Source organism: Paenibacillus oceani (assembly GCF_014705615.1).
GTDB lineage: Bacteria > Bacillota > Bacilli > Paenibacillales > NBRC-103111 > Paenibacillus_AB > Paenibacillus_AB oceani.
On sequence record NZ_JACXJA010000017.1, the window covers coordinates 1 to 25424 of the forward strand.

General features: G+C 52.3%; 28 protein-coding genes and 1 tRNA gene. 20 read left to right on the forward strand and 9 right to left on the reverse strand.

What is annotated here, in order from left to right:
- The 4 genes from IDH45_RS14160 to IDH45_RS14175 all read left to right on the forward strand — a co-directional run.
- A partial coding sequence (locus IDH45_RS14160) for a phage holin family protein (RefSeq protein WP_223836654.1) occupies positions 1-515 on the forward strand: 515 nt, incomplete at its 5' end.
- Positions 512-751 carry a peptidoglycan recognition protein family protein gene (locus IDH45_RS14165; RefSeq protein WP_190928670.1) on the forward strand — a complete coding sequence of 80 codons (240 nt, stop codon included), beginning with the start codon at positions 512-514 and terminating at the stop codon, positions 749-751. The genes IDH45_RS14160 and IDH45_RS14165, both read left to right, overlap by 4 nt.
- A 45-nt stretch (positions 752-796) precedes the next feature.
- Positions 797-1246, forward strand: coding sequence for an N-acetylmuramoyl-L-alanine amidase (locus tag IDH45_RS14170; RefSeq protein WP_190928672.1), 450 nt, complete (start codon positions 797-799; stop codon positions 1244-1246).
- A 113-nt stretch (positions 1247-1359) separates the two neighbouring features.
- Positions 1360-1581 (forward strand): hypothetical protein, encoded by a 222-nt coding sequence (locus IDH45_RS14175; protein ID WP_190928674.1) that lies wholly within the window; start codon positions 1360-1362, stop codon positions 1579-1581.
- Positions 1582-1607: 26 nt separating this feature from the next.
- Here IDH45_RS14175 and IDH45_RS14180 read toward each other — a convergent pair.
- Positions 1608-1679: transfer RNA gene (locus IDH45_RS14180), tRNA-Ala, on the reverse strand.
- 98 nt (positions 1680-1777) lie between these two features.
- On the opposite strand from IDH45_RS14180, the gene IDH45_RS14185 reads away from it, so the two are divergent.
- The 3 genes from IDH45_RS14185 to IDH45_RS14195 all read left to right on the forward strand — a co-directional run bounded on the left by IDH45_RS14185 (position 1778) and on the right by IDH45_RS14195 (position 4240).
- The gene (locus IDH45_RS14185; RefSeq protein ID WP_190928676.1) at positions 1778-3484 is read left to right on the forward strand and encodes a recombinase family protein; all 1707 of its coding nucleotides are present in this window, start codon (positions 1778-1780) and stop codon (positions 3482-3484) included.
- Positions 3485-3612: 128 nt separating this feature from the next.
- Entirely contained in the window at positions 3613-4035 is a 423-nt protein-coding gene (locus IDH45_RS35280; protein WP_397327061.1) for an ATP-binding protein, read from the forward strand.
- Positions 3959-4240, forward strand: a complete 282-nt coding sequence (locus IDH45_RS14195) for a response regulator (RefSeq protein WP_190928888.1) — start codon at positions 3959-3961, stop codon at positions 4238-4240. The genes IDH45_RS35280 and IDH45_RS14195 overlap by 77 nt, the downstream gene beginning before the upstream one ends.
- Positions 4241-4670: 430 nt before the next feature.
- On the opposite strand, the gene IDH45_RS14200 is transcribed toward IDH45_RS14195, so the two are convergent.
- Positions 4671-5315 (reverse strand): DUF5701 family protein, encoded by a 645-nt coding sequence (locus IDH45_RS14200; protein ID WP_190928680.1) that lies wholly within the window; start codon positions 5313-5315, stop codon positions 4671-4673.
- Between the two features lie 197 nt (positions 5316-5512).
- On the opposite strand from IDH45_RS14200, the gene IDH45_RS14205 reads away from it, so the two are divergent.
- Positions 5513-6223 (forward strand): MerR family DNA-binding transcriptional regulator, encoded by a 711-nt coding sequence (locus tag IDH45_RS14205; protein ID WP_223836655.1) that lies wholly within the window; start codon positions 5513-5515, stop codon positions 6221-6223.
- Between the two features lie 230 nt (positions 6224-6453).
- Here IDH45_RS14205 and ilvD read toward each other — a convergent pair whose 3' ends face one another.
- On the reverse strand, positions 6454-8139 hold the full coding sequence (gene ilvD, locus IDH45_RS14210) for a dihydroxy-acid dehydratase (RefSeq protein WP_190928682.1): 1686 nt from the start codon (positions 8137-8139) through the stop codon (positions 6454-6456).
- A gap of 259 nt (positions 8140-8398) precedes the next feature.
- Positions 8399-9124: a Crp/Fnr family transcriptional regulator gene (locus tag IDH45_RS14215; RefSeq protein ID WP_190928684.1), complete on the reverse strand. Its 726-nt coding sequence runs from the start codon at positions 9122-9124 to the stop codon at positions 8399-8401.
- A gap of 185 nt (positions 9125-9309) precedes the next feature.
- On the opposite strand from IDH45_RS14215, the gene mobA reads away from it, so the two are divergent.
- From mobA to IDH45_RS14230, 3 genes are all read left to right on the forward strand, one after another.
- The gene (gene mobA / locus IDH45_RS14220; protein WP_190928686.1) at positions 9310-9936 is read left to right on the forward strand and encodes a molybdenum cofactor guanylyltransferase; all 627 of its coding nucleotides are present in this window, start codon (positions 9310-9312) and stop codon (positions 9934-9936) included.
- Between the two features lie 617 nt (positions 9937-10553).
- The gene (locus IDH45_RS14225) at positions 10554-10976 is read left to right on the forward strand and encodes a phage holin family protein (protein ID WP_223836656.1); all 423 of its coding nucleotides are present in this window, start codon (positions 10554-10556) and stop codon (positions 10974-10976) included.
- Positions 10977-11170: 194 nt separating this feature from the next.
- On the forward strand, positions 11171-11347 hold the full coding sequence (locus IDH45_RS14230; RefSeq protein WP_190928688.1) for a hypothetical protein: 177 nt from the start codon (positions 11171-11173) through the stop codon (positions 11345-11347).
- Between the two features lie 54 nt (positions 11348-11401).
- Here IDH45_RS14230 and IDH45_RS14235 read toward each other — a convergent pair whose 3' ends face one another.
- Positions 11402-11839: a LytTR family DNA-binding domain-containing protein gene (locus tag IDH45_RS14235; protein ID WP_190928690.1), complete on the reverse strand. Its 438-nt coding sequence runs from the start codon at positions 11837-11839 to the stop codon at positions 11402-11404.
- 491 nt (positions 11840-12330) lie between these two features.
- On the opposite strand from IDH45_RS14235, the gene IDH45_RS14240 reads away from it, so the two are divergent.
- Together IDH45_RS14240 and IDH45_RS14245 are read left to right on the forward strand one after the other, a co-directional pair.
- Positions 12331-12468: a hypothetical protein gene (locus tag IDH45_RS14240; RefSeq protein ID WP_190928692.1), complete on the forward strand. Its 138-nt coding sequence runs from the start codon at positions 12331-12333 to the stop codon at positions 12466-12468.
- Between the two features lie 7 nt (positions 12469-12475).
- Positions 12476-12907 carry a DUF86 domain-containing protein gene (locus tag IDH45_RS14245; protein WP_190928694.1) on the forward strand — a complete coding sequence of 144 codons (432 nt, stop codon included), beginning with the start codon at positions 12476-12478 and terminating at the stop codon, positions 12905-12907.
- 96 nt (positions 12908-13003) lie between these two features.
- On the opposite strand, the gene IDH45_RS14250 is transcribed toward IDH45_RS14245, so the two are convergent.
- The gene (locus IDH45_RS14250; protein ID WP_190928696.1) at positions 13004-13777 is read right to left on the reverse strand and encodes a M55 family metallopeptidase; all 774 of its coding nucleotides are present in this window, start codon (positions 13775-13777) and stop codon (positions 13004-13006) included.
- Positions 13778-14164: 387 nt separating this feature from the next.
- Between IDH45_RS14250 and IDH45_RS14255 the strand changes: the two genes are divergently transcribed.
- The gene (locus IDH45_RS14255; protein WP_190928698.1) at positions 14165-14806 is read left to right on the forward strand and encodes a helix-turn-helix transcriptional regulator; all 642 of its coding nucleotides are present in this window, start codon (positions 14165-14167) and stop codon (positions 14804-14806) included.
- Positions 14807-15518: 712 nt separating this feature from the next.
- Here IDH45_RS14255 and IDH45_RS14260 read toward each other — a convergent pair.
- The gene (locus tag IDH45_RS14260) at positions 15519-16169 is read right to left on the reverse strand and encodes a bifunctional 4-hydroxy-2-oxoglutarate aldolase/2-dehydro-3-deoxy-phosphogluconate aldolase (RefSeq protein WP_190928700.1); all 651 of its coding nucleotides are present in this window, start codon (positions 16167-16169) and stop codon (positions 15519-15521) included.
- 157 nt (positions 16170-16326) lie between these two features.
- On the opposite strand from IDH45_RS14260, the gene selD reads away from it, so the two are divergent.
- The 4 genes from selD (at position 16327) to IDH45_RS14280 (ending at position 19795) form a co-directional block, all read left to right on the forward strand.
- Complete coding sequence (selD, locus tag IDH45_RS14265; protein WP_190928702.1) at positions 16327-17421, forward strand: selenide, water dikinase SelD; 1095 nt, start codon at positions 16327-16329, stop codon at positions 17419-17421.
- An 8-nt stretch (positions 17422-17429) separates the two neighbouring features.
- A complete protein-coding gene (mnmH, locus tag IDH45_RS14270; protein WP_190928874.1) occupies positions 17430-18461 on the forward strand; it encodes a tRNA 2-selenouridine(34) synthase MnmH in 1032 nt (343 codons plus the stop codon).
- Between the two features lie 457 nt (positions 18462-18918).
- Positions 18919-19398 carry a DUF948 domain-containing protein gene (locus IDH45_RS14275; protein ID WP_190928704.1) on the forward strand — a complete coding sequence of 160 codons (480 nt, stop codon included), beginning with the start codon at positions 18919-18921 and terminating at the stop codon, positions 19396-19398.
- Positions 19388-19795: a YtxH domain-containing protein gene (locus IDH45_RS14280; RefSeq protein ID WP_190928706.1), complete on the forward strand. Its 408-nt coding sequence runs from the start codon at positions 19388-19390 to the stop codon at positions 19793-19795. The genes IDH45_RS14275 and IDH45_RS14280 overlap by 11 nt, the downstream gene beginning before the upstream one ends.
- A 130-nt stretch (positions 19796-19925) precedes the next feature.
- Here the strand turns inward: IDH45_RS14280 and IDH45_RS14285 are convergent, their stop codons facing one another.
- Together IDH45_RS14285 and IDH45_RS14290 are read right to left on the reverse strand one after the other, a co-directional pair.
- Positions 19926-21047 carry a phosphodiester glycosidase family protein gene (locus tag IDH45_RS14285; protein ID WP_190928708.1) on the reverse strand — a complete coding sequence of 374 codons (1122 nt, stop codon included), beginning with the start codon at positions 21045-21047 and terminating at the stop codon, positions 19926-19928.
- A gap of 184 nt (positions 21048-21231) precedes the next feature.
- Entirely contained in the window at positions 21232-23055 is a 1824-nt protein-coding gene (locus IDH45_RS14290; RefSeq protein ID WP_223836657.1) for an EAL domain-containing protein, read from the reverse strand.
- A gap of 533 nt (positions 23056-23588) precedes the next feature.
- On the opposite strand from IDH45_RS14290, the gene IDH45_RS14295 reads away from it, so the two are divergent.
- On the forward strand, positions 23589-24017 hold the full coding sequence (locus IDH45_RS14295; protein ID WP_190928709.1) for a disulfide oxidoreductase: 429 nt from the start codon (positions 23589-23591) through the stop codon (positions 24015-24017).
- A 159-nt stretch (positions 24018-24176) separates the two neighbouring features.
- Positions 24177-25244 carry a polysaccharide deacetylase family protein gene (locus tag IDH45_RS14300; RefSeq protein WP_190928711.1) on the forward strand — a complete coding sequence of 356 codons (1068 nt, stop codon included), beginning with the start codon at positions 24177-24179 and terminating at the stop codon, positions 25242-25244.
- The last annotated feature ends 180 nt before the right edge of the window (positions 25245-25424 follow it).

A 25424-nucleotide genomic window follows, 5' to 3' on the forward strand; every position in this document is an offset into this window, starting at 1 on the left:
TCCTTGAACCATCGCTACACCCGTTTAGCCGCTGGTTGACCCCTAATAATTCCATTCGCTACCACATGCTAGGGGTGCGGAATGTGAGTTATCAATTTGGTTGGAACAGTATATGGGCTGTATCTGGCGTAGTCGCCAACTATGCTTTCGGTGGTTGGAATCAATCACTAGGTTTTCTCGCTCTTTTAGTTGTGGTGGACTATGTAACCGGAATTGGAGCAGCAATTAAAGAAGGGAGGAGTGGCAAGGAGGATGCAGGACTAAACTCCAGTAAAGGATTCTGGGGAATATGTAAAAAAGCACTCATCTTTGTTGTCATCGCCATTATGCATAGGGCCGATCTTCTTCTCGGGATTGAGGGAGAGATTGGATTAATGCTTGGCGTAACATACTTTTACATAGCAAATGAACTAATTTCTATAACTGAGAATTTAGGAAGAATGAATTTTCCTATGCCGCCTCAGATTAAACAGTTGATTGCTGTATTGAAAAATAAGAGTGGTGATAGCAAATGAGTTATGAAATTAAATTCGCTGGAAACCAGTATACAAATTCGAGTAGTCGAGATGGACATATTCCAAAGCTTATTGTTGATCACATCTCTGCCGGTTCTTGGTCTAGCCTATTAAGTTGGTTCACATCTCCAAATAATAAAGGATCATCTTCTAACTTTGGTGTCAGCAAAAAAGGTGATATTGTTTGCTTCGTTCCTATTGAGCGGATGGCGTGGGCAAACGGAATTAATGCATAGGATATAGCAAGTAGTAAGACGCCTATTATTATGGATAATCCGGGATTGAATCCGAACAAATACTCGATAAGTATCGAGCACGAGGGAACGGATGGCAATCTCACTGAGGAACAATATCAGGCTACATTATGGCTCCATAGATATATTCGTGATTATGTAAAAGACAAGTGGGGCTACGAGATAGGATTAACAACTTATGATGTAATTGGACATTTTCAGGTTAGTCCGTACAAACCACTTTGTCCCGGTAAGTACTTTCCATGGGAACGGTTATATAACGATTTGCAAAAGGGAGATGAAACTATGCTTAATCCAGATGTAGCAAACAATATTATTGATAGCTATCTATCCCCACAGTGGTTTCATTGTGATGAGGAGATGGATAAGGCAGAAGCTGAGGGTCGGTTAGAATCTGCAGAAGCATGGAAGAATCAGCGTGATTGGCAGAAATATCTTGCTGATGAGTTGAGGAGAGCTAGTGGAATTGTGGAGTGAGAATAGAGCCTGTGTACTGTAATGGTGCATGGGCTTTTTTGTTTTGTTTCCTAGTTGGGGCTATTTTATTATCCATTGATAAAATTATAATTATTGAACTTGGAGGAAGATAATTGAGAGAATCAGCAGTTAAAGAATATAAAACAACAGTAAATAATGTTGAACACATAATTATAGATAACGATCATCAGGTCATTGTTCGTAAATACAACACTAAATCTAAAATGTGGATTGAATTCGTATATGACAAGTCGAAAGTATATGCAGATGATACAGCACTTATTGAGTTATTGAAGTATGAATATATAAAGCAAAAGAAAAGCCCACATAATTGAGGACTTTTCTTTCATGTTTTGATTTATGGAGTTAAGGGGGGTCGAACCCCTGACCTCTTCGCTGCCAGCGAAGCGTTCTCCCACTGAACTATAACCCCTTAATATTGAGAACATTTGTTATTATATCACTCAATTGATTTCAGTGCAACCATCTTTTATAATGGTAGTATATTCAAATAACTGGAGGTCGCTCTTTATGGCACGAAAAAGAGTAGCATGTTTATACCGTATATCTACAACTAAACAATTAGATTCTGACGACATACCTATGCAGCGTCGAGCGTGTGAAACATACTTAGCAAACAAGCCTGATTGGATAATGGTCCGTGAATACATGGAGCCGGGCGTGTCGGGATATAAAAAATCATTTCACGAACGAGAAGATATACAATTAGCTCTTAGTGACGCTGGAGTGGTTTATGATATCTTACTCGTGTTCTCTCTTGAGCGTTTAGGCAGACGCGAAGACGAGTTACCAACTATATATAAGATATTGAAAGCACGAAATGCAGAATTGTGGTCAATTTGCGATGGTGGACAAGTTAAAAATGAAGAACTTGGGGATAGGATAGCATTCAGCGTAAAAGCTGTAATCGCTCAATCTCAATCAGAAAAAACAAGTCAATTTGTGAGCGAAAAGCATAAACAAATGGCTGAAGATGGCTTGTTTCGCGGAGGAACAGCCCCATATGGTTATAAACTCGTTAAATCAGGGGTATTCAACAAAAAGAAAAAAGAACTTGAAATTCCAGTTATTAACGAAGATACAGCTCCTCATGTATACCAGATGTATATGTTTGTTTATGAACAAGGCTGGGGTTCGAACCGTATAGCTAAACATTTTAATTCACCAGAAGTTAATATACCGTCATCTACAGGCGGAACATGGACTACAGGTGCAATAAATTTTATTTTAAGAAACCCGATCTATAAAGGATATCCAGCATTTGGGAAGAGGAAAAGCATTATCGAAATGGACGACTCAGATGACAGGTATGTTATGAAACATAGGCATGCTATGGCATCATCTGATCAATGGATACTATCTAAAAAACAAAATCAGGAACTAGTTATTATACCTGAAAATATATGGGATAGAGTTCAACAAATCCGAACTAAGCGTTCACCTGAGAATATAAATAATCCAGATATCGAGAAGATTAAGGTAACAAAATCACCTCTTCTATTTGTCGGTATGATTAAATGCGGTCATTGTGACTCTCCGCTAACGACTACTTACAATGCAAAGAAATATCAGCTTGCCGATGGAACAATTCAAAAATGGCGCTCAGCCAAGTATAGATGTAGTGGAAAAGCATTAGCGAAAAAACAATGTAATGGCCAAACGCTGTATTCACAAAATCGAATTGAAGGCGTTATTCTCGATGAAATATACGCACGTTTGGATCAACTGTCTAAGGTTGATATGACAGCTGAGATTAATAAGCTTAGGCAAAAAAATGTCGATTCTGATTCGAATAGATTGATAAAAATGCAGAAGGATCTGGAGCAAAAATATTCTGAATTAGCAACACTTAAAGGGGAAGTTGTGAAGGCTTTAATGGGACAATCGGCATTCAAGCCAGACATGTTAAACGGTCTCATTGAAGATAACGAAAAAGAAATTGTATCTATGAATAAAGATATCGAATCACTGCAGAAGAAAATTAAAGAAAGCTCAATCGAGGTCGATGGATTAGAGGAATTACAGAAGCATATTCCTGTTTGGAGAGAAGTATTTGAGAAAGCGGATCACGATAAAAAGAAAATGATGCTTCAAACGATAATTGAAAGCATCACGGTTTATGTAGATAAGATTCAAGTTAAGCCTAGAATGATCATTGATTCATTTATTAGTTCATCACTAGGGCAGTATAATAAGCTAACTCGCTCTCCCAGATGAGCTAAGGCCCCTCGTAAGCGACTTTTTTAGTATACAACAGCTGCCCTGGGGAATGCAACATGAATTTTGGAGTGTTCACAATTTGTTTAAATATTTAAGGAGTAGGCGGTCCGGTACGGGAAAAGAAGGTGCCTGCTTCAACGGATACGAGGATCAGAGTGCCGGAAGAGCTGCGCAGCCGAATCTTTCATGCATACGCGCAGGCGGCCTCTTCGGAGACGCCGGTTCATGACGGTACGGGCCTCGGGTTCAGCATTACGAAAAAGCTGGTCGAGCTGTACGGCGGGGAGATTGAAATGAACTCCGTCATCGGCCAAGGCTCGGCGTTTACATTTACGATTCCGCTACCTTCCGGGACAGGAGAAAGCGAAGCGGGCGGCACGACAGGCCGAGCCGGTCCCGATCGGTGCGTTTCCCGCAGGTACGGACTATCCAGTTTACGTCAAGGGGAGCAAAGAAGAGCGTCTTCTCGTCGTGAACGACGATTTTGCGAATCTCCAGTCGATGATCAATCAGCTCAGGCTGGAAGGCTATCCCGCCGTCGTCGTTAATCGCGGGCAAATGGCGTTGGATGAGCTGGCCAAGTCGCCGGACTTCTTTCTCGTCATTCTGGACATTACGATTCCCGATATGTCCGGCTATGCAAAGCGAGGAAGGGAAAGGCACGCGGATTGCCTTCACCATTCCTGCCCGAGCGCAAGCGGAGCACGGGGATCTGCCGGACCGCGAATAAGCGCGGAGGAGGAAATAACTTGACGCTACAAGGTTTGGCCTAAAAATGATCGGACTGCGGACGTGGGACCGGGCACGGAGCTCCGGGAGTCGTGCAGGGATGAAAGCAATAACGGTGGTTTGTACCCTCTATTTCCTCAGAAACCCGGTTGGGACGGGGAATACGAGCGGTTTGAAGCTCTTAATATCCGCGAAAAGAGGACCGACTTAGCAAAAAGGTTGAAATAAGGAGTGCAAAACGCCTTTATTCGTCCCTGACTTTCAAATATGCCGAAAATAGCGGATGCAAAAGCCATTTATTTGGTTTAGAGTCGGTACGTACATGTTTGTGAAAGGCTGAACTCGCTTTACTTGCAGAAAAACGGTCTCATTTCGCAGGGGGCATTCACCCTCGGTAAAGGTCTCGTTTTAGCTGATCTTAGCGAACTTAAAGCCACCATGGATCATCAAATCATCAAGCCTGCCCGCCGCTCTCCGCTCCCGCCCGATAGCGGCACGAAGCGGAGCCGAGCCACGTGTGCGGATTGCCGGCCCAGCACCAGCCGAGCTTCGGTTTGCCGCCGCTGATCCAGAGAGCCGTGACTCTGCGGTCGCTGCCCCGGGAGCCCAGCAGCGAGAAGCCGTTATTTTTCATCAGCACATCCGGGTAATGGGTAATCAGCGCGATGCCTTCCTCCAAGGTGAGCGGGGAGCGGTTTTGCCCGGTGATCGTTTGGATCGCATCATTCGGGGTGACATTAAGCGTTTCCCGGCCGGTATCGATATCGACGATCAGGTACGCCGAACCGGAAGGAAGCCGAATATCTTCAATCGGCTTAAAACGGTTAATATCGTCCAAATCCAAAACGCTGAACCCGGATTTGCCTTGGCGCTGCACAAGCTGAATCGCCTTCTCACTGTCGACCCAATCGTTACGGATGACGATGGCGAACGGAATGCTGCTGTGCGGGGACCCGGCTTCGATGTACTCGAGATGAGGAAGACGTTCCTGTAGAGGCTCCAGCTGCTTCCGGAACTCGTCATCGCTTAATCCGGCGATGCCCGGGTAGCCTTTGCTTATGAGGTTGCGGACCTGTCGTTCGAACTCTGTTTCCGGCATGAAGGATGGCCTCCTTATTGAGCATTATTTGGGTAATGTGCTCCTTTTGATACATCTTTTTGACACTTCACTTCTCTATTGTATAACATGGATGCTAATTGTAAGTTCCAGGTTATTTGATCCTGTTATACAGGGGGTCGTGAATTGAAAACTTGCAAGAGACTTCAATCTTTGTCGAACTAGGAGCGTGCCGCGGGATGATGAGACCGATCGATATTGCGGAGAAATTAAACCTAAGTACAAGCGCATTGAGAAATTACGAGGCGAAGGGACTTGTTCCGCCTGCCTTGCGCTCTGCGGGCGGTCACCGGATGTATACGGAGGAACACTTGGCTTATTTCGAATGTCTGCAAGCGATGTCGCCGGGGTTTGGCATGGAGGTTGCTTCCGAAGTCGTAAAACATGTTCAGCTCCGCGATGCAAGCTCTGCGCGGTGGTGTATAACGGTCAGTCAAGCCCAGCTTCATCACGATAAGCAGCAGGCCGGGAGAAACCTTCAGATGCTGGAGGATCAGGTGCGTAACGGGGCGGAAGAAGCGAATGGGGTGCAGGAGCGGAAGACGATCGGCGAGGTATCTGCAGCAACCTTAATTGCCGGCTCGGCGATCCGTTATTGGGAGAAGGAGGGACTGATTGCATCGTCACGCGATCCGCATAACGGCTATCGAATATTCGGCCGCTCTCAATTACGCAAAATAACGCTGCTTGGCGCCTTGCGCAACGCTATTTATTCGCCGGAGCTGGTCAGCCTGAAACAAGCGATCAGCCGGCTGGACCTTAACGATCTGGAAGGTGCTCGTGAGATTGCCGGTAAGTCTTTGGCGTATCTGGACCGAATGAGCGAGGAACAATTTCGCGGTATGTTTTTTTTCGGCAAGTTGTGCCGGTTGTTAAGCCTAATGAAGTGATCGGGAGCCGCTGGAAGGGTGTACACATACATACGTTCGAAACGCCGGGGAATCGGCCATGACGCTACCGTACGCATAAGGAGATGCACGACGTGATCGGCGGAGTCGAACGGAAGAGGCTTTCTAAAAATGTTCGCCAGACAGGGGGACTTCCCAATTTCCAAAATAAAGGACCACAACTTCCACAGTGAAGTGGAGTCGCGGTCCTTATTCTTGCGAAAAATTGGTTATTAAACCTTCATAACCCCGCCGGTGCTGGCGGAAGTAACGAGCTTGGAATAACGCGCCAGGTAGCCGGTTTTGACCTTCGGCTCAAAGCCTTTCCAGTTGGCTTTGCGGCGTTCCATTTCCTCGTCGCTGATCTGCAGCTCGATTTTGCGGTTGACGAGATCGAGCTCGATGATGTCGCCGTCCTCGACGAAGGCGATCGGTCCGCCTTCAGCGGCTTCCGGCGAGATGTGGCCGATGCTGATGCCGCGGGAAGCGCCGGAGAAACGGCCGTCGGTGATCAGGCCGACTTTGGCGCCGAGACCCATGCCGACGATTTGCGACGTCGGAGCGAGCATTTCCGGCATGCCGGGGCCGCCTTTTGGCCCTTCGTAACGAATAACGACGACATGGCCTTCTTTCACTTTGCCGTTAGCGATTCCGGACAGCGCATCTTCCTGCGAATCGAAGCAGATCGCCGGTCCGACGTGACGTCCGCCTACCGATTTGTCGACAGCGCCGACTTTGATGATCGAGCCGTTTGGAGCGAGATTGCCGAACAATACGGCCAGACCGCCTTGCTCGCTGTGCGGGTTGTCGATCGTATGGATGACGTCGGTATCGAGAATGTCGCAGCCGGCCACGTTTTCGCGCAGCGTTTTGCCGGTGACGGTAATCCGGTCGCCGTTCAGGGCGCCCGGCTTTTTGAACAGTTCGTTCAAGATGGCGCTGACGCCGCCCGCATTGTGAACGTCCTCGATATGGTAGTCGGACGCCGGAGCAATTTTCGCCAAGTGCGGAACGCGCGATGCGACTTCATTGATCCGCTCGATCGGGTATTCGAAGCCGGCTTCATGGGCAAGCGCCAGCGTATGAAGAACGGTGTTCGTCGAACCGCCCATCGCCATATCAAGCGCAAACGCATTGTCGATCGCTTCGATCGTAACGATATCGCGAGGTTTAATATCTTTTTCGATCAGTTCCATCAGCTGTTTGGCGGAACGCTTGACGAATTCTTTACGCTCCTCGGCGACTGCCAGAATCGTACCGTTGCCCGGAAGGGCGAGGCCAAGACCTTCGGCCAGACAGTTCATCGAGTTGGCCGTGAACATGCCGGAGCAGGAACCGCAAGTCGGGCAACCGTATTGTTCCAGCTCCTGCAGCCCTTTCTCGTCGATCTTGCCGGCCTGGTAAGCGCCGACGCCTTCGAATACGGAAGACAGCGAGATCGAGCGTCCGTCGCTCGTCTTGCCGGCTTTCATCGGCCCGCCGCTGACGAATACGGTCGGGATGTTCACGCGAAGCGCGCCCATCATCATTCCCGGCGTAATCTTGTCGCAGTTCGGGATACAGACCATGCCGTCGAACCAGTGCGCGGATACGACCGTTTCCAGGGAATCGGCGATAATCTCGCGGCTTGGCAGCGAGTAGCGCATTCCGATATGACCCATGGCGATACCGTCGTCGACGCCGATCGTATTAAATTCGAACGGAACGCCGCCTGCTTCGCGAATCGCTTCTTTGACGATTTTGCCGAACTCCTGCAGGTGGACATGACCCGGAACGATGTCGATGTACGAGTTGCACACCGCGATAAATGGTTTGTTAAAATCTTCTTCTTTGACGCCGGCTGCACGCAGCAAACTGCGGTGCGGAGCGCGGTCGAATCCTTTTTTGATCATGTCCGATCTCATTTTTGGCTTGGACATTGCAGTGATCCTCCTTGATTCATACATGGAAGTAGTTCGGCATGAGAGCGTCCGAATAATTACCTGACTACTATTTTAACAAAAAAACAAGAAGATTGCTCTACCCGCGTCACACTTTATTTGTCCAGCGCATGTAAAAAAAACCGCTTCGTCGCATCGGCACGATGTAACGGGCGGTGTTGGGCGCAGCGGACAGGCAAAAATTAGATGCCGCGAGTACGTTTCCATGACGTGCCGCCAGACTCGCAGAGACGGTAGATTACAGGCGGCAGATGTCCTTCGGGCATAACTCGCAATGACACAGATCCTGCAGGTGGGCCAAGTTTTTGATAAGCAGATGTCCGTCCCGCTGATCGATAATGCCTTCGCGCTTCCAGTCGCCGAGCATCCGGTTGACGCTTTCCCGCGCGGCGCCGATATAGTCGGCCAGGTCGGTGTTGGTCATTTTCTCGGTGATCAGGATGCCTTCCGGCGTCATTTTGCCGAACGTATTGGCGAGCCGGATCATCGTCGAGCATAAAGCGCCGGGTTTGCCGTACAGCATCAGATCGCGGAATTTCGTCTGGGTCGTCCGGTGCATGAGGCCCATCCATTTCATAAACTCAAGCGCCAGATCTCCCTGCTGCCACAGCAGGGCCTCCAGATCCGACTTCTGGATGACGCCGATCAGGCAAGACTCGGTCGCATTGGCGGTAAACGATTGGCGCGAATCGGAATACGGGTCGAGCTGTCCCATAAAATCGCCCTCGCGGAACAAATACAGCACGAATTCTTTGCCGTCCTCGTTCGTTTTCGTACATTTGACTTTGCCTTTCTTGATATAATAAAGTTTGTCGGCAAGGTCTCCTTCCCAATACACGCAAGAGCCTGCTTCCACTTTTAGTTCATACATAATGCTTTTTAATTTGTCCATGCTCTCCGGTGAAAAGCAGGAGCTATTGACGGCGTTGGAGCCGGCGTATTCGGTCGAGCGATTCGTATCCATGAGGTCAACCCCTCCCAGTTCCAGTCATGCTTCTATCGTTATTATACTCGAATACGCCCTTTTGTGTTGTGACGTACGTCACTATAGTTCGTCCGAAGTGTGACCGATGTAACAGTCCGGAGCAATCCTTCCGTCGTATAATGGAGACCGGATACACAATTTCGGAAGCGAAAGGAGGAGCGCCCATGTTGACCGGTGTCATTTTGGCCGGCGGGGAAAATCGCAGAATGGGCGGAAAACACAAAGCGCTGCTGGATCTCGGCGGGCAAACGCTGATCGAACGGCAAATCGCAGCCATGAGCACCATTTGTCCGGAACTGATTGTCGTGACCAACGATCCGAAGCGGTTTCTGCCTGTTGTAGACCGCAGCGTCCGCATCATTACCGATTTTTATCCCGGCAAGGGGCCGCTCGGGGGAATCCACGCAGCCTTGTCCCTTACCCGCAACGATAACGTATGGATCGTCGGCTGCGATATGCCGTATGTCAGTCCGGATGCGGCGGGTCTGCTGCTGGAAAGGCTTCAGCTGGCCGAGGCCGATGCGGCCATCCCTCATGTCGACGGGCGGCTTCAGCCGCTGCATGCCGTATACAACCGCAGATGCGCCGAACAGGCGGCCGCGCTTCTGGCCGAGGAAGCTTACCGGGTAACCGGCCTGCTCGAACGGGTCCGCTGGGAGCCGGTGCACGATTTCGAGTTTGAGGGAAGGGGCATCGGCACGAAATTCGCCGTCAATACGAATACCCCGGAAGAATGGAGCGAGGTTCTGCTAAGCGAGCGGTCCCTGCCCGATACGAATAACGGGAGATGAGAGCGGTTTCGCCAAGGCAGACGGAATAATGACGCAGGTTCTAACTAAGCTCGCCGAAAGGCGGGCTATTTGTCTTGCCAGAGAGTTTATGTTTGCTAATGCGGTAATGCTTCAAAACTTCGATTATACAAGCGAACTGCGAGTTTCTGTACCAGAAAGGCTGCCTCTTTCGCAGCGTCATCATCGCGGCAAAGACTCCGTTTAGAAGCTTCTTAGAAGAGCGGAATGTTACGATCTTCAGGGTAAACTAAACCACGAGGTTGGACAGCCGACGTGTGTCGGGCACCGCGCGCCGGGATATGCGCGTGATGCGGAATGCTCTAACGGACATGGTGGAGACTATTTGGCTAAAAAACAGCTTTTGAAAATGTAACGGTCACCACAGCGCTTATTTACTCCAAACCACCTCCAAAAGTGACACCTCTCATCAAATAGTTGCGTCTATGTCCGTTAGAAATCAAATGGATCGAAATTCACCGCAAAAACGGCCGCTGTGTCCGTTAGAGCTTTTGTTCTGCCCGAAAAACGAGCCGAAACAGGGGAAGAAGCACAATCCACGGACGGCTTGTCACCCTTCTAGCAGCTTCGCATAAAATGCTAGAAAGGGAGGGGCAGCTATGCAAGGACCGATGCAAGCTTCGATCAATGCGACAGTAGGGGTAGTTGGAGCTGCCGTTACTTATATGTTCGGCGGGTGGAGCGAACTGGTCAACGTCTTCTTGCTGCTGATCGCGGTGGATTACGTGACCGGCATCGCCGCTTCGATCAAGTCGAGCGAAGGGTTATGCAGCACGAAAGGCTTCTGGGGGATATGGAAAAAAGGACTGATGCTTATTATCGTGACGGTGGGCCACCGGTTCGACCTGCTGCTCGGCACCGATCTGTTCATGGTCGGGTTCATGTACTTTTACATCTCGAATGAACTGCTCTCGATTACAGAAAATTGCGGCAAGCTCGGCTTCCCGCTGCCGGGCCGGCTTCGCAAGCTGATTCATGTGTTAAGGGAAAAGGGTATAGATAAAGAGGAAGATCCGAAATAAGGGTCTCCTCTGTCCTGCAAATTCGCTGTATGGGCAGGTATTCAGGTATGTTTGAAGAATAAAGCCGATTGACCGCCGGGAGGAAAGGGGAGAATTTATTGTCCTACCGTAACATTTTTTTGTTTTTTCACGTATAGAATATAGGGAGACGTTTGAACTTACACAGGTGAAGCTGAAAAGGAGGCCAACCACCTATGCCATACTACATAAGCTATAAAGGGAAAAAGCTCGGCTCGCCCCTCACCAAAAACGAAGCGGAAGAGAAGCTGGTCGTGTTGAGCCGGTGTTTCAAGCAACTGGAAATCGTCAAGGAAAACTCGCAACCGGTAGGAATGTTGTCCGTAACACTGCCGATCGCGGAAAGCAACTAAAAGAACCGTTCCTAGGAATGGTTCTTTTTTTGCAGGGAAAGCTATATATGAAGTCTACTCTTCCGACGTGCGGGCCATCATGCGGAACCCTTCGCTGCCAGCCGGCTTGGAGGTATATTCGAGACTGGTATTCGTATTGTTGGCGATCGCCCGGGAGATCACGTTCTGGAACAGCTTTTGTTTAATAAAGGCAACAGTGGCGTACTTGCTGTCGTCGGACGGATTTTCCTCGAAGTAAATTTTACCCTGCTTACCGTCCATCTTTTTGATTTTGTTCAGGTTGACCAGATTCGTTTTGTCGAGCAGATCGAATCCGCGGTCGAAAAAGTGGTCGTATAGCTCGGAAAGGGTAGAAAGATGGTAATATTTCTCCTCGGCCGTATGGTACACGATGTTGCGCTTCTCGATATTGATATACAGCACGTCGTTCAGATTCAGCAGATAGAGCTCGGTTTCATGTTCATTTTTTTTCCTAAGGACGGGGATTTCCATCGCTTTTTCCTCCGTAACAGTTTCTTACCTGTTCTAGGTCGCAGGCAGCCGTATATGGCGATATGTACGACATGAATGTCAAGATTGCTCTTCTTCATCGTCCCATTTCCGGGAATAGCCTTTATTCAGCGCATAAATGAATATACCGATAATGGCTGCAGTCAACAGTCCAAGCAGTACCCAAACTCCAGTCAACTTCCAATCCTCGCTTCCTGATCATCCAGCTATATGAAAAGTTTACACTATTACTATACACGATATTTGTTGAAAAAGGTATATTTGCTAGTTAAAAAGGAGAATTAAGGATAACACTTCCTCATATTACCATAACTCCGGAGCGCGCGGTATAAGGAACTGTGCCGAAAATGGCGCTTTTATGGCGGTTATGCGGTTTTCTTGACGGTGCGAATCGTCGGAGCTAAACTGATAGGGACATACCGCTTTTGCCTGTCAGCGGAAGCGGGAAGGTTCAACCCGGGAAGGTGACAAACTTGAATATGCTGTTGGAAGCGAAAGTGGAAATGAAGGACGTCGGCGAAGCGTCGTTTGTCGTGCTCGTCGTCGCGCTTACTTTCGTCGTAACCATTATATGGGCCAAATGGAACAAACGTAAACGGAGCGGAAAGTAGGAGAGCCATGTATTACGTAAATCACGAGCAAATCGAAGAAAGACTGGCGATTATTCCTTCGCTTGCGGAAGCGGCCGAGCGGATTGGAGCGTTGTGGCAGGAGGAGAGCCCGGATCAGATTCTGGCGCTAGCCCAGGAGCGTCTGCTGCATCTGGCGGTCGAGCTGGTTACGGATGTCGGCAGCCTGCTGATCGACGGTTTTTTGATGCGGGATGCGAGCAGCTACGAGGATATTATCGACATCCTGCGTGTGGAGGGTGTATTCGGAGAGCGGCAGTTCGAGCCTCTCTACGAGCTGGTGAAGCTGAGAAAGCCGCTCGTGCAGGAGTACGTCACCCTGAAACGGGACAGCCTGCACCCGCTGGTGCGCCAGCTGCCCGGCATTTTGCAGCCGTTCGGCGAATCGGTGAAAGCGTTTATTGCCAAAGAGCTGGCTTAACGCGGGATAGGGAAGTGTATAAAGAAACGGGCCCTGCAGAAATGGGCCCGTTTTTGCATGCCGCCGCGTGGTCCAGCGTGCGTGCTGCCATGCCGGTTACAACGGCAAATCCCGAACGTCGTCCCGGCTGATACGGACGGTGCGGTCGTTGATCCACTCAATCCCTTCGCCTTGCCGGTCCATGGACTGGGGAGCCAAATATCCGATTTCCAGCGTATAGGCGCCGGCGATACCGGTAAACGGAGGAATCTCGTCCAGCCGTCGCACCGCCTCGGCTGCGCTCTCCCGGATGAGATGGCAAGCTTCTCCGCCGTCCAGATGCTCGGCCGCTTCGATCCCCAGTCCCCGCTTGACGACCGCCGTCTCGATCTCCGGCACGAACAGACAAGCTTCTAGAGCGGCTTTATCGTCCCCGGAGAGGAAGATCGTCGGCACGCCCTGCACGCCGGCGATCAGCGCTCTAGCCGCGAATTCCCCGATAAGCACCCCGTTAAGCCGGTAATACGCCACCGTCTTCGAGGAGTATGTATGATTCAGCGGCGCATTATACGTTCCGGCCATTGCATGCTGGCCGACGAACAGCAGCGCGTCGTAGCCCTCCAGACGTTTGTAAGGCTGACCTTCCCGTAAATAGTTGCCGCCAACCAAGTCTTCGGCCAGCAGTCCGCCAGGGCCGTGGCCGTCCCAGACATCGATGCGCGAATCCGGATACACGAGGCGAATCCCTTCGATGCAGGCGTTTACTTCGCGCGCCAGCAGCTTCTTGGCTTCTTCGATCCGCTCGGGATAACCGTCACCCGGCCGGGTCTGGGTAAAGCTGTCCACGCCTGCCGGACCTTCCAAATCCGTTAAAATAAAAAACGATTGCATGTTCCCGCTCCTTTTCGATATGGAATCGGCCATACGAAATACGACATTTTTGGCGCCGGCCCTCCCTCCGGGCCGCCGGATGGAAATGCCGATTATAGCAGCGCCCTTTGGTGAAGAGTCGTCTTGTTTGGCTCCGCGTATTCACGGATCATTTTACCCACATCGGGATCTTCCTTCAACCGTGAAATGTAAATTTATCGGCATACGCTGCTGGAACAAGCGGTTTTGACCACGCCTTTTGCGCTCCCGGCGGAAAATTGAGCGATTTTCGCGGATGCGCCGCCTATTTAGTAAACAATGTTGTTTGTTAATTTACTTATGTCTGCAAATACGTTAAAATGACGGTAAGTACTGATAACGATTCGCAATTGCCAGGGGTGTGACGAAATGGACATGGAGCAAGATTCCTCCACAAGAAAAACGATCGTCAAAATGCTCAAGACGAGCGGACCTCTAGGCGTAGGCGAGATGGCGAAGCGGCTGGGGATTACCGAGATGGCCGTGCGCCGTCATCTGAATACACTGGAGCGGGACGGGTATATCGATTCGCGGATCGTACGCCAAAGTATGGGCCGGCCGATGAACATCTACCGTTTGACCGAGGCGGCGGAAGACTTGTTTCCGAAAAATTATCACACGCTGACGCTGGATCTTCTTGGAGAGCTGGATGGGGGGATGGACGGCGGCGGAGTCGGCAAGCTGTTCGGCAGACGGAAAGAAAAGCTGCAGATGAAGTATGAGGCCGGGATGGAAGGCAAACCTCTGGAGGAGCGGGTAGCGAAGCTCGCCGATATCCAGAATGCGAACGGATATATGGTGGAATGGGAACGGACGGACGACGGCTTCGTGCTGAAGGAGTTCAACTGCCCGATCTCCCAGGTGGCGAACCGTTACGAGGAAGCGTGCGACTGCGAGCAACAGCTGTTCGAAGGATTGCTCGACACGAAGGTGGAGCGAACCGAATGTTTGGCCAAGGGCGGGGGCAAATGCACGTATCACATTAAAGAGCCTAAGGAAGAGCGGGACTGACGCATGCTGCAGGGTAATTGTCATGGATTCGCCGGCTCTTAATGAAAATAACCCGAACGGGAAATGGAGCTGTCCCAGTAAGTTTCGTATGACACGGGAAGGCCCAAATTCCAAACAAGGACCCAAATTCCACGGCGAAGTGGAGGTTGAGGTCCTTTTTCTCCTTGTTCTCAAGGCAAGCGGTTCGGAGCGGGCTCATCGAATCGCAGTATGACTTTGGACAGCCTCATTTTTGCTTGTCTTAAAGGCTGTGGGAAGTTAAGAGCTCAACAAGGGGCGGCACAGAGGGCTGCAGCTTCATCCTATGTCCTGGTCCTTGTCATGGGCGAAGCAAATCGCTTCTATCCGTCTCTGCTTTCCCTTAGGCCGAAAATAGAGGGTGCAGGAGACCTTTATTGGTGATCAGAATGACATGTTGGAAACGTCTCGATCTCCAAATGAAAAGACCTCAGATTCCACGGTAAAGTGGGGACTGAGGTCGTTTTTCTCCTTGTTCTCAAGGCTAATCGGATTGGAGCGGGGCTCACTAGAATCGCAAAGTGACTTTCGGACAGCCCGCTTCTCTTCAGAATGGATACGATGCCGCAGGCCGTTCATCGCTAGCGGTTCGAATCTTGGGCCGCCGCCTCATGGGCAAGAGAGAGCCGAACAAGAGTGGTTTGTACAAGGGTTGGTTCGTATCTAGCACAGGCCGGAAATCGCCCGGTATCCGTTACTTCTCTTCCGCGAACGGCGCCGTTTTCTCGATCAGGCTGGCTGCGCGACTCGTTACCCAGTCGAAGTTGCCTGCGGCGATCTCCTGGAGGTTGACGACGTAGCTGCCGATGCCTACCCCGTAGCAGCCGGCGCGGATGAAGTCGGCGATATTGTCCGTATCGACTCCGCCGACCGCCATCATCGGAATATGCTTCAGCGGGCCTTGCAGCTCCTTGATGTATCCCAGCCCCAGACTGGCGCTCGGGAATACTTTCACGGCGGTCGCCCCGGCTTTCCAGGCGCGAACGATTTCCGTCGGCGTCATAGCGCCCGGGAAGATTGGGATTCTCGCTTCTGCGCAGCGGCGGATAACGTCTTCGTCCGTATTCGGCGTAACGATAAACGACGCTCCGGCGTCAAGCGCCTTCTGCAAATCGCCGGTATCGAGCACCGTGCCGGCCCCGATATACATCCGGTCGCCGTGCGACTGCTGCAGGCGGCGGATCATATCCGGAGCTCCCGGCGTGTTCAGCGTAATCTCCATTACGGTAACGCCTCCGGCCAACAGCGCGTCGGCAATTCGTTCCGCGTCGGATTCGCGCACGCCGCGGATGATCGTGATGATGCGCGTGCGATTTATTTCGGACAACCCTTGTTCGCGTTCCATCGATAGACCCTCTTTCAACTTAATGGTGTAGCTTATTTGTCTATTATAGCTTGGCCGTGCCCGGACGTCTAACCGGTCCGCCTTTTCATCGGAGCGAAGGTATGCTACTCTCAGGATTAGTGAACGATTGTACGAGAAGAACGAAAGGGAGATTCCGATGAGTGACAATCAAGCGCAAGCGGCTGAACGAATCAAATTAACCTCGCTGTCTTCGAAAGGAGGCTGCGGTTGCAAGATCGGCCCCGCCGATCTGTCCCAGGTGCTGCGCGGCCTGCCTCCGGGCGTGCCGAACGCCGACCTGCTGGTCGGTCTCGATACGAGCGATGACGCCGGCGTATACCGGCTGACCGACGATCTCGCGATCGTACAGACGGTCGACTTCTTCACGCCGATCGTGGACGATCCTTACGACTTCGGGCAGGTTGCCGCGGCTAACGCGCTCAGCGACGTATACGCGATGGGCGGCAAGCCACTGACCGTGCTGAATATCGTTGCCTTTCCGATCCACAAGCTGGACAAGTCGATATTGACTGACATTCTCCGCGGAGCCGGGGACAAGGTGAAGGAAGCGGGAGCGACGCTGGTCGGAGGTCATTCGATCGATGACAACGAACCGAAGTTCGGCATGGCCGTTACCGGGACGATACATCCCGGGAAAATCCGCACGAACGCCGGCGCCAAGCCGGGTGACACGCTGCTGCTGACGAAGCCGATCGGAGTCGGCATCTTGACGACATCGATCAAGAAGGACCAGCTGTCAGAAGCCGAGATGAAGCGGGTAACGCAAGTGATGACGACGCTGAACAAAACGGCGGCGGAAACAATGGAGCCGTTCGGCGTCAACGCCTGTACCGACGTGACCGGATTCGGACTGCTCGGACATGCGATGGAGATGGCCAAGGGAAGCGGCGTCGGCTTGCGCCTGTACCGGCCGGACGTGCCGGTGCTGCCGCGCGTGCGGGAGCTCGCCGAAGCCGGATTCGTGCCGGGAGGCACGAAAAACAATTTCGCGCACGTCCAGGACAGTGTGATGTTCGCGGATTCAATCGACCAGATCGGGCAATGGATTTTGGCCGATGCCGTCACTTCGGGCGGCTTGCTGATTGCCGTGCCGGCAAATGAGGCGGAGCAGCTGCTGGAAGCTCTGCTTGCGGCCGGCGTGGAAGCGGCGGCGATCGGCGAGGCCGTTGCCGATCACCCGGGCGCGATCCAGGTGCTGGACGAGTCACGAAGCGAGGTAAATCGAGGTTGACGGCAGCGATGGAAGACATCACGATAGACAGGCTGCTGGAGCTCCAGGCCAGCCGCGAGCTGGTGCTGGTGGACGTGCGGTCGCCCCAGGAATATGAGGACTCGACGATTCCGGGCAGTCTGAATATCCCGTTTTTCGACGATCAAGAGCGCGCCGAGATCGGTACGCTGTACAAGCAGGTCAGCATTCAGGCGGCCAAAGACCGCGGACTCGAGATCATCTCCGCCAAGCTGCCCGGCTTTATCCGCGAGTTCGCCGCCATTCCCGGCCGGAAAGCGGTTTTCTGCTGGAGGGGAGGCATGCGCAGCCGGACTACCGCGACGCTGTTATCGTTGATGGATATCCGGGTATACCGGCTGAGCGGAGGATACCGTGCGTTCCGCCGCTGGGTCGTAGAGACGCTGGAGTCGTACGAGTTCACCCAGAAGGCGGTCGTATTAAACGGCAATACGGGCTGCGCCAAGACCGCCATCTTGCGGCAGCTGGAGGAGGAAGGCTACCCGGTGATCGATCTCGAACGTATGGCGGGTCACCGGGGATCGATATTCGGGCAAATCGGAGTGAAGCCGAACAACCAGAAAACGTTCGAGGCGCTGCTGGCGCTCCGGCTGGAGCAGTTGAAAAGTTCGCCCTACGTTCTGATGGAGGCGGAGAGCAAGCGGATCGGAAAAGTATGTCTTCCTCCGTTTCTTGCCGAGGCGAAAGATCGCGGGCGGCAGCTCGTTCTCGAGCTGCCGCCGGAAGCGCGCGTCCGCTATATCGTGAGCGAATACGAGCCGCATCTGCACAAGGACGAGGTGCTGGACGCGTTCCGTCACATTAAGCGGAGAATTCATACGCCGGACGCTGCGGAGATCGAGCGAAGCATCCGCGAGGACCGCTTCTCCGACGCCGTCGCATTGCTGCTTACCGCTTACTACGATCCCCGCTACGAGCATGCTGGGGCCGGCCTTCTGCCGGAGCAGAAGACGCACATACGCGCCGCAACCTTCGAAGAAGCTTATCGCCGGGTGAAAGAGCAGATTCGCGAGTCCGAATAAGGTGGGAGAGGACTGCCCCCGATGTCCGTTGTGTGCCGCCGCCGGACAGGGCAGTCCTTTTTTGCTCTGCCAGAAAGAGTTTAAGTTCTTTACCGTGCTGAATGGAAGGGGGGCCTTCCTCGGCGGTAGTGAATGTATACTCAGGTCCGATGACTAACGAATCGGATCGTGCTTATAGCCCAAAAACGACGTTATTCCAGACGTAACGAATCCGGGGATCGTTATTAAACCGAAAGTGGAAAAAAACGATCCGATTTGCGGGAATATTTTTCATTAGTTCAACTTCAATAAGAACATTTTTTAGACCCCCTTATGGTGTTTTTTAGAAATAGACGCACGATTTTCACTTTTTTTTCATGGAAACTGTGTCAAATGGTGCCGGGTAGACTTATAATAGAAGTATGAACTGGGCATTCGTCCAGAGGCGTCTTGCTATAAAGAGGAGGTGTGTAGCGTTTTGATCATTCAAATCAGTGTAGCTTGTATCGCCGCCGCTTTTATCGTGCTCGTGTATTTTTTAGTCAAGACCTTGATATCTGCGAAAGCTTCCTTGGAACAAGTGACCGAAACGCTTGCGCACATCGACGCGAAAGTAGACGCGATCAGCCAGGAAACCGTCAAGCTGATGCACACGACCCAACAAATTACCGATGATGTACAAGGCAAGATGAAGTCTGTGGACACCTTGTTTCGATCCATCGGTCAAGTAGGGGAATCCGTCTCGCAAGTGTCGACATCCGTCAAGCAGGTGTCGGCTACGGTCTCCGATTCCGTCAGGCGCGCCGGGGATCGGGTGAACCGGGAGCGCAACCAGGTAGCCGAGGTGATGGAATGGGCGACACTCGGTCTGCAATTGTGGCGGAAGTGGCAATCCCGCAAGCGTTCTGTCGAACAACTGCCCAAAAATCCGAACGAAAGGGTTGGGAATGATGTCTGAACAAAACGGAAGAGGGAAAGACTTTTTTATCGGTGCAGTCGTAGGAGGAGTGCTTGGAGCTGTTACGGCGCTGCTGTTCGCTCCAAAATCCGGCAAGGAGCTTCGTGCGGATTTATCTGATCAGGCGCACAAAGTATCCGAGAAAACGCAAGAGCTGGCCGGTACAGTCGGCGTGAAGACGAAAGAATTGGCCGATACGGTCGGGGTGAAAACCCAGGAGATCGCCAAACAGGTATCGGAGCAAACCGGCGAATGGGTACAAAAGGCGAAGGAAGTCGTCGAATCCGTATCCGACGAAGTGAAAGCGTGGAAAGATGCGCGTAAGGAAGTCGCCGTGGCGGAAGAGGAAATGATGCCGGCCGACGCCGAAGTGCTCGGACGCAGCACGATCAAATAACGAGTCTGCCCCAGGCCGCCCCGTCCGGGCGGAAGGCATAACCGAAAAGGCTGCCCCCGAGGTCCGCAGTATGGACCTGAGGGACAGCCTTTTGTGTGTAGACGGCATGCTGCGTTCCATCACATTCGGATCACCATTTGGACGGATCGATCTTGCTGATGTCGAGCCCTTCCCAGACGTTGCGGATTTGCGCTTTCTCCGGATGATCGAAGACGAGGAAGGCGGTTGGCAAGTAGCGTTCGCCGTAAGGGCTCGCCGGTTTGTTAATGATCTCGTCTTCCTTGACCAGCACGGTGGACGAGCCGCCGTCCAGATTCGCGGCGATGACCGCCCCGTGCTCCAGGAAAATTTGCTGCACGTCGTACAGCGTTGCGCCGATGCTATGGGTTTGCCGTCCGTCGATAATCGCGAACAATATCGTACCGTCCGCGGTTTGCGCCATACACGTTCTCGGGGCGATCCCCCAGCCGCTAGCCTGGTTCTTGATCAGCCCTTTGCCGTCGACGATAAATTGCGGCTTAAACGTCACGGCCTCCTGAACACCCATCGCCAGCATATCCGAAGGCTTGTGATTGCCGGCGATCATGCGGCCGTTCTTGTCGATGCCGACGATCGAGGTCGGCGTATTCATAGCGCCGTCGTTGTAGAAGATTTTGCCGCCCGAGATGACGATGCCCGTAGGCTGGAAGCCGTTCCCTTTCCATTCCGGATCGACGAAACCGCCTGCGTTAATACCGAGAGCGGCACCGGTGCGCTTCACCATACTCGATACTTTTTCGCCTTTGCCGATTTTCTCGGGGACGGCGAGACGAATTTTTTTGGGATCGTATACTTTGACCAGATATCCTTTAAACTTGGGTCCTTCAATCGGTTCGATGTCGAAGATCGGCTTGTCCTGCTGCTCCAGCTCCACGGGAGTCGGGACGAAGACCGGCAGCGTGCTTTTGAGATCGGACATTTCATCGAACTGCTTCGTATAGCTGGCGACTTGACGCTCCAGCCCTTCCTGGCCGATCAAATATTTGGCCCAATGCCGGTGCTGGGTCGTGATCAGCGTGTCAGCCATCATATAACGGAACCCGGTTCCGGAAGGAGTCAGGAAAAACCAAGCGCCAAACAGCAGCGAAGCGAAAAAAAAGGAAAGCATAAACCGTCCAAGCCAGTTGATCTTGCGCCGTTTCGATTTCTTTCTCCTCGGAGGGAGCGGCGCGGCGCCTCTGGCGGCTGGACGGGCGGCGTTTCTCGTTTCCATTCGCGCATCCTTTCCACGAAGTACAGATCAGACGGGATACGTCTGCACAGCGGCATTCGTAACCTGCAAGGAGTTCTGACGTTGTACCAGCGAAGTTATTCGTTACTTTAAACGAACGAAACGGGAAAAAGTTTCACCCGCCCCGTACTCCGCCTAAAGTGCGACTATTCGCAAGTGGACGGCTCTAGCGTAAAACCTCGGACAAGTTGCGGTTCACCCGGATCAAATGCTCGAAGTCGGACACAGGCAGCGGCGTGCTGAACAAGTACCCCTGGATCTCGTCGCAGCCGTACCGCCGCAAAAATTCGAGCTGCGCCTTGGTTTCTACGCCTTCGGCGAGCGCTTTGATATTCATCTTGTGCGACATGGCGATGAGCGCCGTGACGATGGCGGCATTTTCCTCGTCGGTCGTCAGCTCCTGGATAAACGATTGGTCGATCTTCAGCGTATGGACGCGAAACCGTTTCAGGTAGCTGAGCGAGGAATAACCGGTGCCGAAATCGTCGATCGAGATCCGGACGCCCAGCTCCCGCAGCTTATCGATCGTCTCCACGATGTAGTTGACGTTTTTCATGGCGACGTTTTCGGTTATCTCCAGACAGAGCAGCTTCGGGTCCAGACCGGTCGACTCCAGCGTTCCTTTGATCAGTTGGATAAACCCGGGCTGCTGAAACTGGTTGACCGAAATATTAACCGCCACTACGAGCGGAGGCAGCCCCTGCGAGATCCATTCTTCGTTCTGGCGGCACGCCTCCTTCAGCACCCAGTTGCCGATCGGGACGATTAATCCGGTCTCCTCGGCCAGCGGGATAAACTCGGCCGGCGAGATCATGCCCCGTATCGGGTGCTTCCACCGGACAAGCGCCTCCATGCCGTAGATTCGACCCGACCCGAGATCGACGATCGGCTGGTAATAAACCATAATCTCGCCGCGCTCCATCGCCCTGCGCAGATCAATCTCCATATTGAGACGTTCGAGCGAGCGGATATTCATCTCGGAACGGTACAGCTGGAACGTGTTGCCGCCTTTTTCCTTGGCGCGGTACATCGCGGTATCGGCATTTTTGATCAAAGTATCCGCGTCGGTGCCGTCGCTCGGGTATACGCTGATACCGATGCTGGAAGTGACATACAGATCGTGCTCCCCGTAAGTAAACGGTTCGCTGAACAGCTGCGGAATGAAGCTGGCAAACGTCAGCACTTCGTTAATGCTCGTAATATCGGTGAGCAGCACGATGAATTCGTCGCCGCCGAAGCGGGCTACCGTATCCTGGGGCCGTTTGTTTGCCTTCAGCTTGTCCGCCCAATATTTGAGAAGCTCGTCGCCGATATGATGACCGAGCGTATCGTTGATGACTTTAATCCGGTCCAGATCAATAAAAAGAACGGCCAGAATGGTGCCGGTTTTCTCGGAGCGATGAAACGCCTCGTTGAGCCGTTCGTGAAACAGAAGACGGTTGGGCAGGTCGGTCAAAGCGTCGTGATATGCCATATGCCGGATCTTCCGTTCAGCTTTCTCCCGTTCGACGACAGCGCGGATCGTCGAATACGACCGGACGAAACGGTCGTCGTCATGCGATTCGGCAATATCCCGCATCCGTTCCTCGAATGAATTGTCGCGAAGTCCCTCCTCTGCTTTGCTCAGCTTGGCGAGCCGGAGCATCTCCATCATATTCTCGACGTGTTCTTTATGTATCCTTGCGGCAGATGCGACCTTGGACTCTTGCGCCGAGCGATGATCGAAATACACGGTGCCCTTTTTGGAATCGTACTCCACGACATGGTTCATATTGACGACATTGGTTGTGTCTATCAGCCGAAACCCGTCCTCGAACAGCCATTCTTCGATGCTTTCCAGCGAAAGATCGAGGTAGAATTGATCGGTTTTCGTATGAACGACGTAATCCCGATTCCGGATCTTATCGATTTTTACTATATCGCTGGACGGGATCGTGATGATGTCTGAGCCTCTTTTGCCGTCACGAGTCACCGGAATTTTTTGCATCATTGCGTCAGCTCCGAAAATCTTAATGGATGTCGTCTATATATTTTACGACAAAAGTTACAAAACCTATATAGGAGATTAGTCTCACGTCCAGGTGCTGCAATTTGTAAAGTGAGATAGGAAATGCTTGCTAATGCTGGTTTTTCTGACTCATGTCCGTAAGAAGCTAGTAGGGTCTCATTGAAAAAAAGAGTTGAAAAATATGCCGAATTATGTCGAAAAAAATGATATGCCCCTTAGATTACAGAGACGGCTCGGTTTTTCGGCAGCGAACGCTTCCGGCAGAGGGTCCGCGTTTCGTCCCGCTGCCGACGGTTGGGAGGTCGTAATCGTTCGTAGATGTCAGGAGGCAGCTCTCCTTTCCGAATAAAACAATTTCCACTATAATGGTTATGGGCGGAGCCGGGAAGCACCCGGTTGACCCTATCCTATCGAAATGATCGCTTAAACTCAAGGTTTATCCGTTTTTGCCGGCGGGCGAAGAACGTTCCAACGGGCAAAAGCGCCGGAACCGACTAAAAAGGAGCTCTTGCAGCATGCGCAAATTTTGGGCCGAAAACGGCCTCCATCTGTCTTGGGCGATCGCTCTCGTGGCGATGCTCGGCAGTTTGTACTTCTCCGAGGTGAAAGGGTACATGCCCTGCAAGCTGTGCTGGTATCAGCGCATTCTGATGTACCCGCAAGTTATCCTATTGGGAATAGCGGCGGCCCGCAAACAGCAGGTGTACATGTATGTGCTGCCGATGACCCTGCTCGGTGCCTGCATCTCGCTGTACCATTACCTGATGGAGAAGACGGACTGGATCAAGTCGAATTCCTTCTCGTGCGGCATCGTTCCTTGCGATGCGGAGTATATGAACTGGTTCGGCTTTGTGACGATCCCGTTCCTCGCCCTGACCGGGTTTGTGCTCATCTCCGCCATCCAGATCGCCATGTGGCGCATCGACCGCGCCCGCCGCGCTTAAGACTGCTTTACCCGAGTCCCCGTGACGCCGAACCGGCAGAGAAGCCGAGTGCGGATACGTTTCGGGGATTTGATTTCGGGCAGGAGATTTCAGACCGTCTGACAAGGAAACCGGAGAATGCTTGTCGAATACGTTAGGCAGAGCGAGGAGGGAACCTGAATGCGCACAATCAGCTCGATCTTAACCACGGCTCTCGTAGCCGGGACGCTGCTGTCCGGCTGCTCCGATTCGGCGGGGAACGGGCCGCAGGGGGCTTCTCCCGACCCGGGACAGCCGTCCCAGAGCCAGCAGGAAGGCGGCAAAACGCCTGTCGCGTCCGACCCGGGGGAGAAAGGCGAGACGCCGGCGGCTCAATCCACTGGAGGGAACGCTGCGCCTCCGGTTACGCCAGGCGATAAGCCGGCCGAAGAGCCGAAAACAGTCTCCAAGCCGGAACCGCCGAAGAGCGGCCTACCGGCGGCCGAACAGCCGAAACCGGAACAGCCCCAAGCGGAGCCTCCGAAAACCGAGCCGCCCAAAGAACCGGCCAAGCCGACCGCTGCGGACCAAAAAGCGGTGTCCTGGTATTACATGAAAAAGAAAAAGGGCGAGGTCCCGGGATTTCCGGCGGAAACGAAGCAGTTGAAGCCGGAGCAGAAAGCCGTATGGATCGGCAAAGAAAATACGGTGTATTTGACGATTGACGTCGGGGGAGAGCTGCTAGATTACGAGACGCTGCTCAAAAGCTTGAAGGACAATGAGGTCAAAGCGACGTTTTTCGTCACCGGCTACAACTTGAAGAACAATCCGGATTATATCAAGCTGCTGCTTGAGGAAGGCCATACGGTCGGGAATCATTCAATTACGCATAAGGATTTTACTACGCTGACCGACGATCAGGTCAAAAAGGAAGTGGCCGATTACGAGAAGCTGTACAAGGACATCACCGGTCAGGAGCCGGTGAAGTTTTTCCGCTTCCCTTACGGCAAATACAGTATGCACCTGTTGACGCTAATGTCCGATCTGGGGTATACGTCCTACTTCTGGTCGACGGCGATGAAAGACTGGGAACCGCGCAAGAACGGGGCGGAGGATGCGTTCAACGACGTCACCGGCAATGTGCATGACGGCAATATTATTTTGATGCACCAGGCTTCCAAAGAAAATATCGAAGCGATGGACCGGATCTTGAAGGAAATCAAAAAAGACGGCTACAAATTCGGAACGTTGGATGAGCTGCAGAAATAGGCAACCGATTGAAACGCAGGGCACGAGGCCCGGGGCGAAAGCCCCGGGCCTTTCCTTGTGAGGCGGGAGCCGGGGGAGGGCCGTATCGGCTAGATGGGAGCAAAGCAGGCTCTTTCATGGGCAGCGGGAGTGGTACGTTTTGGAAGGGGAGCTCATATTGTAACATGTAAGCCTTACACA

Bases quoted from the DNA above. Each gene is read 5' to 3' on its own strand.
- IDH45_RS14165 (WP_190928670.1), top strand. From the start codon at position 512: ATGAGTTATGAAATTAAATTCGCTGGAAACCAGTATACAAATTCGAGT.
- IDH45_RS14185 (WP_190928676.1), top strand. From the start codon at position 1,778: ATGGCACGAAAAAGAGTAGCATGTTTATACCGTATATCTACAACTAAA.
- IDH45_RS14200 (WP_190928680.1), bottom strand. From the start codon at position 5,315: ATGCCGGAAACAGAGTTCGAACGACAGGTCCGCAACCTCATAAGCAAA.
- IDH45_RS14205 (WP_223836655.1), top strand. From the start codon at position 5,513: ATGATGAGACCGATCGATATTGCGGAGAAATTAAACCTAAGTACAAGC.
- ilvD (WP_190928682.1), bottom strand. From the start codon at position 8,139: ATGTCCAAGCCAAAAATGAGATCGGACATGATCAAAAAAGGATTCGAC.
- IDH45_RS14215 (WP_190928684.1), bottom strand. From the start codon at position 9,124: ATGGATACGAATCGCTCGACCGAATACGCCGGCTCCAACGCCGTCAAT.
- mobA (WP_190928686.1), top strand. From the start codon at position 9,310: ATGTTGACCGGTGTCATTTTGGCCGGCGGGGAAAATCGCAGAATGGGC.
- IDH45_RS14225 (WP_223836656.1), top strand. From the start codon at position 10,554: ATGCAAGGACCGATGCAAGCTTCGATCAATGCGACAGTAGGGGTAGTT.
- IDH45_RS14230 (WP_190928688.1), top strand. From the start codon at position 11,171: ATGCCATACTACATAAGCTATAAAGGGAAAAAGCTCGGCTCGCCCCTC.
- IDH45_RS14235 (WP_190928690.1), bottom strand. From the start codon at position 11,839: ATGGAAATCCCCGTCCTTAGGAAAAAAAATGAACATGAAACCGAGCTC.
- IDH45_RS14245 (WP_190928694.1), top strand. From the start codon at position 12,476: ATGTATTACGTAAATCACGAGCAAATCGAAGAAAGACTGGCGATTATT.
- IDH45_RS14250 (WP_190928696.1), bottom strand. From the start codon at position 13,777: ATGCAATCGTTTTTTATTTTAACGGATTTGGAAGGTCCGGCAGGCGTG.
- IDH45_RS14255 (WP_190928698.1), top strand. From the start codon at position 14,165: ATGGACATGGAGCAAGATTCCTCCACAAGAAAAACGATCGTCAAAATG.
- IDH45_RS14260 (WP_190928700.1), bottom strand. From the start codon at position 16,169: ATGGAACGCGAACAAGGGTTGTCCGAAATAAATCGCACGCGCATCATC.
- selD (WP_190928702.1), top strand. From the start codon at position 16,327: ATGAGTGACAATCAAGCGCAAGCGGCTGAACGAATCAAATTAACCTCG.
- mnmH (WP_190928874.1), top strand. From the start codon at position 17,430: ATGGAAGACATCACGATAGACAGGCTGCTGGAGCTCCAGGCCAGCCGC.
- IDH45_RS14280 (WP_190928706.1), top strand. From the start codon at position 19,388: ATGATGTCTGAACAAAACGGAAGAGGGAAAGACTTTTTTATCGGTGCA.
- IDH45_RS14285 (WP_190928708.1), bottom strand. From the start codon at position 21,047: ATGGAAACGAGAAACGCCGCCCGTCCAGCCGCCAGAGGCGCCGCGCCG.
- IDH45_RS14290 (WP_223836657.1), bottom strand. From the start codon at position 23,055: ATGATGCAAAAAATTCCGGTGACTCGTGACGGCAAAAGAGGCTCAGAC.
- IDH45_RS14295 (WP_190928709.1), top strand. From the start codon at position 23,589: ATGCGCAAATTTTGGGCCGAAAACGGCCTCCATCTGTCTTGGGCGATC.
- IDH45_RS14300 (WP_190928711.1), top strand. From the start codon at position 24,177: ATGCGCACAATCAGCTCGATCTTAACCACGGCTCTCGTAGCCGGGACG.